Here is a 13195-nt window from a genome sequence, read left to right as displayed (position 1 = left end):
CCAGTTGACAGCAGGTCACCGCCGCTTGGGCTCATGCCCCCTTACAGCAGAGGGCAGGCAAATACTCACATCCTCCTTTCTCTTTTGCATTCCAGTCATATGCCTCCCCGACTGGGGCGAGGCGCACCATAGGTGAAATCCGAAACCCACAGCCTGTTTGGTGCAGGGGCTTTGAACTGACGGTTCACCCGGTCAAGCGGGCTCGGAGCCGTCTTGTCCGAGAATGTCGTGCGGATCGGCTTGCCCCGAATAATGCCTTGCAGGCTCATCGATCTCATAAGCCGAGCGACAGTGCAGCGGGCGACTTCGAAGCCTTCACGCTTCAACTGCCGCCAGACCTTGCGAACGCCATAGACCCGATAGTTCTGCTCGAAGACACGACGTATCTCGATCTTCAGGCTGATATCGCTGCGGGCGCGGATCGACAGACGATCCACGTCCCGGCGCTTGGCGACATTCTCGTGATAGGTTGAAGGGGCAATCGGCAATAGCCTGCAGATCGGCTCGACCCCGAACACGCCACGGTGTTCGTCAATGAACGAGATCATCGCTTGAAGGGGCGGTCGAGCTCCGCCATCGCGAAATAGGCCGACGCCTTGCGCAAAATCTCGTTGGCCTGACGAAGCTCGCGGTTCTCCCGCTCAAGAGCCTTCATCTTCTCGGAGACATCGCTCGGCAGGCCTGCTCGTTTACCACTGTCGACCTCGGTCTTCTTGACCCACTCGTGCAGGGTGGCTGGCGAGCAGCCAATCTTCGCAGCGATAGATGAAACGGCAGCCCAGCGTGATGGATGCTCGGCTTCGTGGTCCAGCACCATACGGATGGCACGGTCACGGACTTCAGGTGAAAACTTATTGGTTGTCTTGCTCATGATGGCTCCACTTTCTCAGAAGTTGGAGCCTCCGGCAAACCCGGGGCGGTTCAAATCCCTGCTCATCGGCGAGCCGGAACTGACCTTTACTCCAAGGGGCGATCCCGACCCGCGGCTTTTGCGTCTGGTCGACTTTCTGGCGCGGCAGGCGGCACGGGAATGTTACGCGGAAGAAGTCAAGATGACGAGGCGAAGGGGAAAGCGCACCTCCTGATGCCGAAAGGAGAGGTGCATTGAAGGTCGCGATCTACGCCCGCTACTCGTCCGATAATCAACGCGACGCCTCGATCGCCGACCAGTTCCGCATGTGCCGCCTTCATGCGGAGAAGCAAGGCTGGCAGATCGTCGAGGAGTATTCCGATCACGCGATCTCTGGTTCGTCTCTGCTGCGCCCCGGCATCCAAGCCCTTATTTCCGACGCCACGCGCGGTCGATTCGATCTGATCCTTGCGGAAGCCATGGATCGGCTTTCGCGCGATCAGGAGGACATAGCGGGCCTCTTCAAGCGCATGTCCTATTCGGACGTGAAGATGTTCACTCTCTCCGAAGGTGAAGTCTCGCACCTACATGTCGGGCTCAAGGGCACGATGAACGCGCTGTTTCTGAAGGATCTGGCCGACAAGACCCGTCGCGGACAGCGCGGCCGGGTCGAGGCGGGCAAGTCAGGCGGCGGCAATGCCTACGGCTATGACGTGGTCAAGAAGCTGGACGCTAACGGCGAACCGATCCGCGGCGACCGCAGGATCAACGAGGCGCAGGCCGAGGTCGTACGCCGCATCTTCCGCGACTATGCGGCCGGCAAGTCGGCGAAGACCATCGCCTTCGCTCTGAACCGGGACGGCATCCCCGCCCCGTCCGGTGGTGACTGGGGTTTCAGCACGATCAACGGCAACCCGAAGCGTGGGAACGGCATCCTCAACAACGAGATGTATGTCGGCAAGATCGTCTGGAACCGCCAGCGCTTCGTCAAAGATCCGGATACCGGCAAGCGGCAAGCCAGGCCCAACCCGGAAACGGAATGGGTCATTCAGGACGCACCCGAGTTGCGCATCCTCGACGACGACCTCTGGAACTCCGTGAAGGCGCGGCAGGGCGAGATGCGGACCGAGCGGGACGAGAGCGGCATCGCCGACGTCCGCAAGATGAACCACCGCCGCCGCCCGAAGTACCTGTTCTCCGGGCTGACCAAATGCGCCTGCTGCGGCGGCGGCTATTCGGCGATCTCGGCGACCCTGATCGGCTGCTCGACGGCACGGAACAAAGGTACCTGCGATAACCGGACCAATATCCGTCGCGAGGAACTGGAATCGCGTGTACTGAACGCCTTGCGCACCAGGCTCGTCGACCCGGAGATGTTCGCCCGCTTCTGCGAGGTGTTCACGCAGGAGATGAACCGGCTGCGCATGGAAGGCCGCGCGGGCATCGCTGCGGCCGAGGCCGAGATTGCGAAGATCGACCGCGAACTCGACACGCTGCTCAACCTGATCCTCAAGGGTGGCGCGGCCGACGCGATCAACGCCAAGATGGTCCTTCTGGAACAGCGCAAGAAGGAACTGGCCTTGTTCCTGTCCGAAGCTGAGGAACCGCCTCCCCTTCTGCACCCCTCAATGGCGCTGCAATACCGCAAGCGGGTGCAGCAGCTCTATGCAGCCTTGCAGGACGAAGAGGAAGAGAAGCGGGTCGAGGCGGCAGACATCCTGCGCTCGCTGGTGGACCAGATCGTTCTGACGCCAGCGGAGGGCAAGATGGAAATCGATGTCCAGGGCGATCTGGCTGGCATTCTGACGATTGCCGCACAACGCAAAAACCCCGCAGCGGGTGAGGCTACGGGGTCGCAAGTAAAGATGGTTGCGGGAGGGCGCACCCATCATAACTTGCTGTTTCGGGCCGCCGCATAGCAACCTTGCCAAGGTTGGAGTCGAGGGTTCGAATCCCTTCGCTCTCTTCAGATTTCTAAAGGAAATCAAAGGATTAAGTAAGGGCCATCTTCGGGTGGCCCTTCCCTTTTTGGGCTTGGTCAACACCTGGTCAACACGAATGACGCCTGAGCAGGCAGGACGGGATGATCGCCTGAACACCAGCCGGACGATGCCTCGGCGAGCCGAACTGATTCGAGTCCGTCTCCAATGCGCATTGCCCAACTGGCTCGGGCAGACAAGTGGACCCGCGTATCGTTTCAGGCCGGGCGAGTTCCTTCACCGCGACCAGCAACAGCCCGATGGACAGGAGGGTCGGAATGACGGGTACACTGCCGCCATGCCAGCGTTTTGTTTCGGCGCTGGGCTGGAGATGCCCATAAGGATCAGGGCGAGAACGGCGTTTTTGCCGGCGCGATTCCAAGTCTCGAAGACGTCCGACTCTTGGCTCAGGTAAGATGAGGTACATCACAGGCGCCCAATCCCCGAACGATATCGAGCGCGCTCAAGTTTGATCCTTAAGGCTGCCTTAAGCCTCGTATAGAAATGCGACCTGGAACCTCGGGTGATGACCATGCGCGTGCTGATAGTCGAAGATGATGCCGTCCTCAGAGACGGATTGACGGTGGGCCTTTCGATTGGCGGCTTCACCGCCGATGCGGTCAAAACCTGCGAAGAAGCCGGCGCAGCTCTCACGAACCATGAGTTCGATGCGCTGGTGCTTGACCTGATGCTTCCCGACGGTTCCGGCCTCGACGTGCTGAAATCCCTGCGGGAACGGCAGGACGCCACGCCCGTCCTCCTCCTGACTGCGCGTGATCAGGTCGCCGACCGGATTCACGGACTGGATGCGGGGGCCGACGACTATCTCGGCAAGCCGTTCGACCTCGACGAGGTCGCGGCGCGGCTGCGCGCGCTCGTCCGCCGTGCCGCTGGCCGGCCGCAGGCGCTTATCGAATGGCGCGGCCTGCGGCTCGATCCTGCAAACCAGAATGTCGAACACCAAGGCGAACCCATCCGCCTGTCGCGGCGCGAATACTCGATTTTGCATGCCCTCATGATCCATCCCGGCCGGATCCTGTCGCGGAGCCAGATCGAGGAGAAGCTTTACGGCTGGCAGGAGGAGGTCGAGAGCAATGCTGTCGAGGTCCACATCCATCATCTTCGCGGCAAGCTGGGACCGGGCATGATCCAGACCGTCCGTGGGATCGGCTATCGCCTCGGAGACGAACCGTGATGCCGTCGATCTCCAAACGGCTGTTCCTGATCCTCGCCCTGACCACCGGTCTCGTCTGGCTGTCGGCGGTCGTCTGGATTTTCCTTTCCACGCGCGCGGAGGTGGAACGGGTTCTCGACGCGCGGCTGATGGAAGCCGGCCGGATGGTTTCCTCATTGATCGTCAGCCAGGAGATCGCCATCGATCCGACGCAAACGATCACGTCCGATCTGCCGGTGCGCGGCCACAGCGCCTATGACCGCCAGCTTTCGTGCCAGATATGGTCGCTGCAGGGGACATTGATCGGGCGATCGGATGCGGCGCCCGATCAAGCAATGTCGGAGCACACCGACGGGATCTCCGAAACCGTGATAAATGGTGAGCGGTGGCGGGTTTATGCAATCACCAATACCGAGCGCGGTGTTCGCGTTCTGGTCGGCGACAATCTGAGTATCCGTAACGGGTTGGTGAACGACGTCATCCGCGGTCTTCTCCTGCCGGCCCTGCTGATGTTGCCGGTTCTTGCTGTCCTGATCTGGCTCAGCGTCAGGCGCGGCCTTGAGCCGCTAAGGAAGATCGCAGGCGACCTGGAAGCACGACCCGCCTCCGACCTCAGCCCGATCGAGGACGTGCAGACCGCGAAGGAGATTGCGCCGGTCTTGCAGTCGCTCAACGGATTGTTTGCACGCGTGGCCGGGCTTCGGGAACGCGAGCGCAACTTCACCGCCTTTGCCGCCCACGAACTGCGCACGCCGTTGGCCGGCCTCAAGACGCAGGCGCAGGTCGCGCTTGCAAGCGGCGATGGCACGATCCGCGAGCAGGCATTGCGTCAGATCATGGTTGGCGTAGACCGCACCGGCCGGCTCGTTCGGCAATTGCTGGATATGTCGGCGGTTGAGGCGCTCGACCAGGGCGAGCGTAGTGGGAAGGTATGGCCCGGGAGTATACTGAGAGCGCTCGCGGACGAATTAGCAGATCCGACCAGGGGCGTTGCGGTCGAGGTTTCCCCTGATCTTGACCGCATCGAGCTGGACATCGAGCCGGATCTGTTTGCTCTTGCTGCCCGGAATCTGATGGAGAACGCAGTGAACCATTCGCCGCCCGGAGGCGTCGTCAGGTGTCGTATGGCCGGTCGCGCCGAAGAGGGCCAGATTATCATCGAGGATGATGGTCCCGGTATCCCCGAGGAGGAGTTGGCCCGCGTCACCGAACGTTTCTTTCGCGGCCGCAACAAAGTACCGGTCGGCAGCGGTCTCGGCCTCGCAATCGTCGAACTGGCGCTCGGGCGGAGTGGTTGGCACCTACGACTTCAGAATCGCGATTGCGGAGGGCTGCAAGCTGTGATGGCGAACGCCGCGTGACCCGTTGCACATACATGGTGCGGGGCGCAGCCAACTCATCTTCAAGAAGATGGAGTGCCAGCAGGATGCGCCAACGCAGGGAGTGATCTTCTCGCCGCGCGACGAAGCTATCCCACCAAAAGATGGCCCATAGCCGGATCTGCTATCACAACCAGCGGGCTCCCGTCACGAACGTTGTCGGCGAGGTGGATGACATCCTGATTGATCATCCGGATGCATCCTGATGAAACGGCCTGGCCGATGGTCCAGAATTCCGGGTTTCCGTGGATGCGATAAATCGTGTCCCGGTTTCCTTCATGAATGTAGAGGGCGCGTGCTCCAAGTGGATTTTTCAGCCCTGGGTCCATGCCGCCATTGGCGATTGAATAGGGCTCTAACTCGGGTTGGCGCGCAACCATTTCATCGGGAGGTGTCCAGCGCGGCCATTCCCGCTTGTATGCGATATGACGCCCTCGGCCAGCCCACGAAAAACCGTCCCTGCCGACACCCACACCGTATCGGGTTGCGCGGCCGTGAGGCTGAACGTGGTAGAGGTAACGGTTTGGCGTATCGACGATGACGGTGCCGGCTCGCTCATCGGTCGGATAGTCGACTTCCGTCCGCCACCATTTCGAATCGACCTTGGAAACGTCGACTTCCGGGATCGGGAAGCGCTCGTTCGTCATTGCGTAGTATATTGGGGGCGTCGGCGGCGTGGGCGGCGTCGCGACCGGCTGCGCGACGTGCGGTGTTTGCCTCGTGGAAACGCATCCGGCGAGGGTCATTGCACTGGCACCAATGAGGAACGCGCGTCGCGCGATTGCGGGTGTCGGTAGCTTAGTCACGTTTCATACGCTCTCTGCTTTGCGATCGATCAAGCCGCACAGCACGATGCCTGTCTTAAGGGCAGCTTAAGGCAAGCGCGGCCGATGATAACGATGCGGCGGGGACTTCAGGCGCCGGCCTGCGGCTCAAGTGATCCGGCCGAACAGGTTTTCGATTGGGTGGGGGCACCTTGTTGGAAACGCGGGCTTGCGTCGCAGGCGAGGAGCACTTTTCCGCCCTTAAGCGGGCCTTAAGGAACGCCCGCTTTGCCGCCGGTCCTGTGAAGGAGACGAGGATGCGGACGCGACTTTTAAGAAACAACGCCGTAGCGTCCGCGGAAGGTGTTGGATGCGGCATCGATGCTGATGCTCAACGCAAGAATGGCCAATGGATCCGCCGCGAGCTTCTGCTCGGGGGCCTGGTGGTACCGGTAGGATTGTTGACGGCTCCCATAGGGATGGCCGCCGCCAATCCAGCTGATATGGTCACGGACGTCGCTTCCCACGGGGAGAGGCTGGAGCAGGTTGCACGAACACATAGCTTCGCGCTCATCGACATCCGTGCGGACTGGTGTGCAGTGTGTCACCGTATTGAGCGGGAAATCCTCGCCCATCCCGCTGTGCTACAACACCTTGAGGCTTTGCCTCTCGTCAGGGTGGACGTCACGACAATGGACGAGGGAAATCGCCAGCTCCTATCCCACCTTGGAGCGAGCGGCCCGCCAACATTCTTCATCGTGGATGCAGCCACCGGACGGGAGTACGACGGCACCCGTTCGGTCGGATCGTTCAGCAGGCGTGATCTCATGCGCCGATTGCGGCCGTTCATCCGATAGTCCGTAGTCTGGATAACCTGCCATCGCATCTTCGGATCGATGGATCCTTAAGGCTGCCTTAAGCTCGGGAGAGTGTGCTCGCTCCAATATCCATGATCTGGAGCTTTGACCATGCACGATCGGCGCCACCGCACATCCACACTTCTTCCCTTTTCTATCGGTGGGCCGCCATTTCGCAGTGCGATGAGCCGGCGGACCTTGCTTTCGGGGTTGGCGGCGCTCGCTGCCGCCGGCCTTGCCATGCCCGTGCGTGCCGACGACATGTCAGCCGAGATGATCCTGAACGACCCGGAGGCGCCGGTCGGCGGCAACCCGAATGGCGACCTGACGATCGTCTCGTTCTTTGACTACAACTGCCCGTTCTGCAAGCGCACCGTCGAGCCGCTGAACGCTGTGCTGGAATCGGACGGCAATGTGCGCCACGTCTATAAGGACTGGCCGATCCTCGCGCAGTCGTCCGTCTATGGCGCAAAGCTGGCGTTGGCGGCCAGGTATCAGAACCGCTACGAGGATGCCTATCTGGCGCTGATGGGTGTCGAAGGCTCGCGGGTTCCGGAAGAGCGGATGCGACAGGCATTGGAAGGCGCTCGCTTTGACATGGCGGGTCTTGAGACCGAAGCCAACCGCCGTGACGCCGAAATCACCGCCTTGCTTCAGCGCAACAACGCGCAGGCCGAGGGGCTGGGCCTGCGCGGCACGCCTGTGTTTCTGATCGGTCGGTTTCTCGTCGCCTCCGCCCTCGACGAGGACGGCTTCCGCCAAGTTGTCGCAGACGCTCGCAAAGCGTCCTGATACTCCCCCCCGATCGCGATCATCCGAGTAATTGCATGTCCTCAATCCCCTTACTCCGCCTCCTTGCCGTCCTGTTCTTCGTCTTCCTGTCGCTGCCCGCCGCGGCGCAACAGGAGGATCTCCTGCAAGCCGAGGAAGCCTTCCGTTTCTCGGTTGAGCGGAATGCGGATCAGCAGATCCAGCTCCGTTGGGAGATCGAGGGAGGCTATTATCTCTATCGCGACCATCTGGAAGCGAAGGATGCCGCGACCGGCGAGCCGGTCCCGCTTTCGACTCGACCAGGCGTCGTGGAGACAGGGGATGCCAACTTCGGCCCTTCGGAGGTCTATTATCTTGAAGCGGTGGCACGTCTTGGCGTCGAAGCGCCCGGGCAGGTCGCAGTCACCTATCAGGGCTGCAAAAAGGATTCGATCTGCTATCCGCCGCTGACCCTGACGATCAACACGGCAAACCTTCAGGTTTCCGAACCCGTTGTGGGCTTTGGCATAGCTACAACTCCGGCCGCCCCTGCCGGAGGGACGGGAAGCGGCAGCTTCAACCTGGCCGAGGACACGCAGGGCGGTGGCATGGTCGGCTCGCTTCTCGCCAGCGGCGGTGCGATCTGGGTGATCGTGAGCTTCCTCGCCTTCGGGCTTCTGCTCGCCTTTACGCCTTGCGTGCTGCCCATGTATCCGATCCTCAGCGCGACCCTGGCGCGCGAGGGCGAGGCATTGACGGCCCGGCGCGGCTTCATCCTGTCTTTGGCCTACGTGCTGGCGATGGCCGCAGCGTTTGGCATGCTTGGCGTCGTCGCCGCGTGGTCTGGCCAAAACCTCCAGATGGTGCTGCAATCGCCATACGCCATTGGCGCCGTCGCAGCGCTGTTCGTGGTGCTGGCGACGGCGATGTTCGGCCTGTTCGAACTGCAACTGCCGACCACCTGGGCCAGCCGGATGGCAGGGGTACAGGCCGGCACGCGCGGCTCGGTGGGCGGAGCCGCCGGAATGGGCTTCCTTTCCGCGCTGATCGTCGGTCCCTGCGTCACCGCGCCGCTCGCGGCGGCACTTCTCTATATCGCACATACGGGCGATGCCTGGATCGGCGCGAGTGCGCTGTTCGCCCTCGGGCTCGGCCAAGGCATTCCGCTGATCGCATTTGGCACGATGGGGAGCCGCGCTCTGCCGCGTGCGGGGGCGTGGATGGTGCAGGTCAAATACGCGTTCGGCTTCGTCTTTCTCGGCGCGGCGATCTGGATGGTCTCCCGAATCCTGCCGCCGCAAGTGACGCTGGCGCTTTGGGCGGGCCTCCTCTTGATTGTTGCGGTCTTCATCGGCGTCGCTGATCGGCTCCTGGCCGATGCGGGTGCCTGGCCACGTTTCCGCAAAGCCGCCGGACTTGGGGTTTCCCTCGGCAGCGTGTTTCTGGCAATCGGGGCTGCGTCGGGCGGAACCGACCCGCTGCGCCCGCTCGCCCACTTCGTCACGACCGGTTCAGGCCAGCAGATCGCCCAGTCCGAGATGACATTCATCGAGGCAAACTCGACGCCGCAGGTCGAGCAAGCGATTGCCTCTGCCAACGGACGTCCGACATTGGTCTATTTCACGGCCGACTGGTGCGTCATCTGCAAGACGATCGAACGCGACGTCTTTTCGAGCACGGAAATCGTTGCCGCACTGAACGACTTCCAGCGTGTCAAGGTGGATCTGACCGCACTGGATGAGGTCAGTCAGGGCCTGATGCGCGATCTTGCTGTGGTCGGCCCACCGACCATGATCTTCTTCAACCGAAATGCCTCGGAGGCAAACGGCTCCCGCCTCATCGGCGATGTGACAACCGATACGTTGCTGACATCGGTCTCTCAGGCGAGGCAGTGAGATGAACGCAGTCGCCATCGGGCCTTTCGTCTTCGCACCCGACCGCTTCGCCGCGATCCTCGCCATCGCCGCCTTTCTCCTGCTGAGCGAGATCCTCGCCCGCAGGGTCGATCAGCGCTTTTCGTCCTGGGCCTGGGGCGCGACCGTCGCTTTCGTGGTCGGCGCACGCGTCGGGCACGTCATCCAGCACGCGAGCAGTTTCCTCGCCGAGCCGCTGCGCGTATTCTACATGTGGCAGGGCGGCTTCATGATTGAAGCCGGCATTGCGCTGGCGTTCGCCCACACGTTCTTTCGCTTCCGGCGCGAATTGCGGCTCACATTGTGGACGGCCCTGCCGAGCGCCGCTGCGGCCTATGTCGCGTTCTTCGTGCTGCAGCTCACCGCCGGCGCGCCGGCGACCCCGCTGCCAACCGGAGGCATTTACCGCACGCTGGCCGGTGAACGGTTCAATCCAAGTGGACTCGAAGGCCAACCGGTGGTCATCAACCTGTGGGCGACGTGGTGCCCGCCGTGCCGTCGTGAACTGCCGATGATGGCGGACGTTGCCGCAAATACGGACGCTGCCGAACTTGTCTTCGTCAACCAAGGTGAAGGCCAGGAGATCATTCAGCGCTACCTCACAGCCGAGAATCTCGAGCTTGAGCATGTGGTGCTCGACGGACTCGGTGAGTTCGGTCGTCATTACGAGGTACCGGGCCTGCCGGCTACGTTGTTCCTCAAGAGCGACGGGACGCTGCAATCGGTACACATGGGCGAGATCTCAAGAGAAGCCCTCGTGAGCGGCATTCAAGGTCTCGAATAGCCGCCGCAGGTCCGGCACGGCTGGCTTTTGCTGACGACCGTGACGAAGCTGCGACCATCCTCATGATGTTTTGTCATGCAATCCTCATTGAACCTGCCATTCTCGGACGCTATTGGGCAAGGCAACAGGTCTTAGGGCCTTTGATCGAGACGAGCCTTAATTGTCTCCATCTGCTCGATCTCGCTGCGCTGGGCTGCGATGATTTCTTCGCAAAGCGTCAGCAATTCAGCATCGCGCAGGTCTGCTTCCCGGCACATGAGGATCGCGCCCGAGTGGTGCGGGATCATCGAATCGATGAACTGCCCGTCACCGATCAGGGTTTGGCTTCGTGTGGCTGCGAATGAGGCGATCGTCAAGACGAGGAAGACGGCGTAGAGGGTGATATTGAGCCCTTTTCGCGGAAACATGCCGGGCATCGTTGCCAGCATGAAGATGCCCATCGGCGCCCACATGGTCACGGCCATGTAGAACATGTTGAGATTGTTTCGGAAATCTTGAAATCCGTCGATCATCGAGAACATGACGACGTACATGACGATCAGGCCGAGCGCCATGTTGATCCAGAACATTAGGTAGGGACGTCCTTCGCCGTGATCGGCGTGTTCGTGCTTGCCATTATGGGACGATTGGGTCATCTCGTGGCTCCTTGGTTTTCGCTTAATGTCCGAGACCGATGCCCATGGGCTTGAGTAGCATCCAGATCGCCATGCCGACCATCATCAGGTTCTCCGTCAGCGAGACGAAGCCGAGCGGAACGTTGCTGTCACCGCCAACGCAGGCGCATTTGAGTTCGCGCTTGTCGATATAGACCGCCTTGAAGACCGATACGGCTCCGACAGTGCCGATGAAGAGGGCAACGGGGATCGACAGCCACATCAGCGCGCCGGCCATCATCAGGATGCCCGCCAGCGCTTCGGCGAACGGATAGACGTAGGAGTAGCGCACCCAGCGCTGGGCGAGCAGATCGTAGTTGAGGAACATGGTAGCGAAGCTTTCCACGTCCTTGAGCTTCTGCAGGGCGAGCAGACACATGGCGATGGCAATGAACCATTCTGCCGCCGCAACGGTCGCAAGGGTACCGAACGCGGCCCAACTCGTCGCTAGCGCCATCAACGCAGCCATCGCGAACAACGCGATCACCGGCGTATAGGTGGTGGCGTCCTTGTCCTTTACCTCCTTGCCGAAGAAGGCGAGAAGATCGTCGTAGCCGCCGATGCGATTGCCGCCGATAAAGGTCTGCGGTGTGGTGTCGACGCCGTGCGTTTTCTTGAAAGCATCGATCTCGGCGCGCGACGTCAGCTCATGATCGTTGACCTCGTAGCCCTGCCGTTTCAGGAGGTCGAGCGATTTGAGACCGTAGGGACAGGTATGTTCGTGGGTCACCATCCTGTGCAGGTCGGCGCGTTTTGCGGTGGAAGTGGCCATGTCGTCAGTCCTTCGATTTCAGAGTTTTGCTTTTGCGAACACCTCGACCAACTCGCTGAATTTGCGGCGTTGCGCGTCCGCATCACCTGCCGCTATCGCTTCCTCGACACAGCAAGCGGCGTGGGTCTTGAGGATTTCGGTCTCGACCTTGGCCAGCGCCGCCTTGATGGCGTGGATCTGATGCAGGATATCGATGCAGTAACGGTCATCGGCCACCATCTGGCTGACCCCTCGCACCTGTCCTTCGATTCGCTTGAGCCTCGCGCGGAGGGCTTTGTTGTCCTTCTGGCACATGGCCGTAAAATACCCCGTATGGGTATATTTAAGGTTCGAGAGCCATCTTGGTTCCCTCCGATCAAAAAATCTCGCCGGCGCTTTCTGTCTGCTTTGCACCATTGTCGCGATCATCAGTGGGGTTGACCTTCCAATGGTTGGAACCCTCATCTTGGAGGGCCAAACGAAGGAGATGGACATGAAGATCAGAGCCGAGAATCTGATCGCCGCAGTTGGAGAGCTTCGGGTCGGGTTGCTTGCGGTCAGGGATCTGGCCGATACGCTGTTATCCCTGGTCGAGGCCGCGGACGCATCACCATTATCGAAACAGGGTTCCAGACGTGGTTCAGCGTCCACGCGAGCCGTTTGCCTTGACCGAAGGCGCACCGATGGGGCGCTTGTCGCCTTCGCGGTGGCAACCGTCCTCGTGCTGATGACCGGCAAAGGAAAAGGGCGGAATTGATCCGCCCTTCACCGTCTCATTGGCTGCGCTTGGCCAGCCATTCCTGCATCTGCGCGATTTCCGCCTCCTGGGCGGAGATGACCTCCTCAGCAAGTGCTCGCACCTCGGGGTCTGATCCGTGTTCGAGAACGACACGAGCCATGTCGATGGCGCCCTGGTGATGGGAGATCATGCCGCGCATGAAATCCTCATCCGCATCGCCCGTAAACTCGATCGCCATATCGGCATGCATCTTGTCGTTGACTTGCTGGTAGGCGCGAATGACAGGGTTATCCGAAGGCGGGGTGGCGCCGTGTCCGGCATGTTCGCCGTGATTCATGGTCGCTCCTTGGCCTTGCTCGTCCATCTGAGACTGTGCGTAGGCGAGTCCGCCAGCAATGACGAACGCGCCGGCAATGAAGATCGGGGTGAGCTTGTTCATGACGCAGCTCCTGGTCAGTTTACAGTTGCAGGATAGCCGGCTTCTTCGAGAACCTGCTGAATAGCCCCCGCACTAGCAGTCGTCTCAACCTTGACCGCCCGCGCCTCCGGATTCGTCTCCACCCTGGCGGTGGGGTCGACTGACTGGATCGCCTTGGTGACGG

Annotated in this window: 14 protein-coding genes, 1 tRNA gene, 1 pseudogene and 1 other annotated feature; of the genes and pseudogenes, 10 read left to right on the top strand and 6 right to left on the bottom strand. The window is 61.1% G+C overall.

Features of this window, described 5'->3' with window-relative positions:
• Positions 1 to 122 precede the first annotated feature (122 nt).
• A pseudogene (locus ABWW28_RS26730) lies at positions 123 to 871 on the bottom strand (IS3 family transposase); the annotation flags it as partial.
• Positions 474 to 590 (bottom strand) — a sequence feature (AL1L pseudoknot). It overlaps the preceding pseudogene by 117 nt.
• On the opposite strand from ABWW28_RS26730, the gene ABWW28_RS26725 reads away from it, so the two are divergent.
• The 5 genes from ABWW28_RS26725 (at position 870) to ABWW28_RS26705 (ending at position 5364) form a co-directional block, all read left to right on the top strand.
• Complete coding sequence (locus ABWW28_RS26725; RefSeq protein ID WP_353392832.1) at positions 870 to 1085, top strand: hypothetical protein; 216 nt, start codon at positions 870 to 872, stop codon at positions 1083 to 1085. The pseudogene ABWW28_RS26730 and the gene ABWW28_RS26725 sit on opposite strands and share 2 nt — an antisense overlap.
• Before the next feature lie 19 nt (positions 1086 to 1104).
• Entirely contained in the window at positions 1105 to 2769 is a 1665-nt protein-coding gene (locus tag ABWW28_RS26720) for a recombinase family protein (RefSeq protein ID WP_353392830.1), read from the top strand.
• Positions 2726 to 2816, top strand: a tRNA-OTHER gene (locus ABWW28_RS26715). Before ABWW28_RS26720 ends, ABWW28_RS26715 begins: the two co-directional genes overlap by 44 nt.
• A 545-nt stretch (positions 2817 to 3361) precedes the next feature.
• Positions 3362 to 4024, top strand: a complete 663-nt coding sequence (locus ABWW28_RS26710) for a response regulator (protein ID WP_012092695.1) — start codon at positions 3362 to 3364, stop codon at positions 4022 to 4024.
• Positions 4024 to 5364 carry an ATP-binding protein gene (locus ABWW28_RS26705; RefSeq protein ID WP_122520882.1) on the top strand — a complete coding sequence of 447 codons (1341 nt, stop codon included), beginning with the start codon at positions 4024 to 4026 and terminating at the stop codon, positions 5362 to 5364. The genes ABWW28_RS26710 and ABWW28_RS26705 overlap by 1 nt, the downstream gene beginning before the upstream one ends.
• Positions 5365 to 5471: 107 nt before the next feature.
• On the opposite strand, the gene ABWW28_RS26700 is transcribed toward ABWW28_RS26705, so the two are convergent.
• Entirely contained in the window at positions 5472 to 6128 is a 657-nt protein-coding gene (locus ABWW28_RS26700; RefSeq protein ID WP_122520883.1) for a L,D-transpeptidase, read from the bottom strand.
• Between the two features lie 335 nt (positions 6129 to 6463).
• Here ABWW28_RS26700 and ABWW28_RS26695 point away from each other — a divergent pair, with 335 nt between their 5' ends.
• The 4 genes from ABWW28_RS26695 to ABWW28_RS26680 all read left to right on the top strand — a co-directional run bounded on the left by ABWW28_RS26695 (position 6464) and on the right by ABWW28_RS26680 (position 10450).
• Positions 6464 to 7003: a thioredoxin family protein gene (locus ABWW28_RS26695; protein ID WP_163001343.1), complete on the top strand. Its 540-nt coding sequence runs from the start codon at positions 6464 to 6466 to the stop codon at positions 7001 to 7003.
• A 183-nt stretch (positions 7004 to 7186) separates the two neighbouring features.
• Positions 7187 to 7795, top strand: coding sequence for a DsbA family protein (locus ABWW28_RS26690; protein WP_122520885.1), 609 nt, complete (start codon positions 7187 to 7189; stop codon positions 7793 to 7795).
• A 35-nt stretch (positions 7796 to 7830) separates the two neighbouring features.
• Complete coding sequence (dsbD, locus tag ABWW28_RS26685; protein WP_122520886.1) at positions 7831 to 9648, top strand: protein-disulfide reductase DsbD; 1818 nt, start codon at positions 7831 to 7833, stop codon at positions 9646 to 9648.
• A gap of 1 nt (position 9649) precedes the next feature.
• Positions 9650 to 10450 (top strand): TlpA disulfide reductase family protein, encoded by an 801-nt coding sequence (locus tag ABWW28_RS26680; protein ID WP_122520887.1) that lies wholly within the window; start codon positions 9650 to 9652, stop codon positions 10448 to 10450.
• A gap of 131 nt (positions 10451 to 10581) precedes the next feature.
• Here ABWW28_RS26680 and ABWW28_RS26675 read toward each other — a convergent pair whose 3' ends face one another.
• From ABWW28_RS26675 to ABWW28_RS26665, 3 genes are read right to left on the bottom strand one after another with little or no spacing between them, the layout of a single operon-like run.
• Positions 10582 to 11085 carry a DUF305 domain-containing protein gene (locus ABWW28_RS26675; RefSeq protein WP_012092688.1) on the bottom strand — a complete coding sequence of 168 codons (504 nt, stop codon included), beginning with the start codon at positions 11083 to 11085 and terminating at the stop codon, positions 10582 to 10584.
• Positions 11086 to 11107: 22 nt separating this feature from the next.
• The gene (locus ABWW28_RS26670) at positions 11108 to 11875 is read right to left on the bottom strand and encodes a glutaredoxin family protein (RefSeq protein ID WP_122520888.1); all 768 of its coding nucleotides are present in this window, start codon (positions 11873 to 11875) and stop codon (positions 11108 to 11110) included.
• Positions 11876 to 11893: 18 nt separating this feature from the next.
• Complete coding sequence (locus ABWW28_RS26665; RefSeq protein ID WP_028034411.1) at positions 11894 to 12169, bottom strand: metal-sensitive transcriptional regulator; 276 nt, start codon at positions 12167 to 12169, stop codon at positions 11894 to 11896.
• Positions 12170 to 12347: 178 nt separating this feature from the next.
• Between ABWW28_RS26665 and ABWW28_RS26660 the strand changes: the two genes are divergently transcribed.
• The gene (locus ABWW28_RS26660) at positions 12348 to 12611 is read left to right on the top strand and encodes a hypothetical protein (RefSeq protein WP_163001344.1); all 264 of its coding nucleotides are present in this window, start codon (positions 12348 to 12350) and stop codon (positions 12609 to 12611) included.
• Between the two features lie 16 nt (positions 12612 to 12627).
• Here ABWW28_RS26660 and copM read toward each other — a convergent pair whose 3' ends face one another.
• A complete protein-coding gene (gene copM / locus ABWW28_RS26655; protein ID WP_353392825.1) occupies positions 12628 to 13032 on the bottom strand; it encodes a CopM family metallochaperone in 405 nt (134 codons plus the stop codon).
• Positions 13033 to 13195: the final 163 nt, after the last annotated feature.

Source organism: Brucella sp. NBRC 14130 (genome assembly GCF_040371715.1).
Taxonomy (GTDB): domain Bacteria; phylum Pseudomonadota; class Alphaproteobacteria; order Rhizobiales; family Rhizobiaceae; genus Brucella; species Brucella intermedia.
Note: the sequence above shows the minus strand (reverse complement) of the source record. Positions and strands in the feature narration are given on the sequence as shown.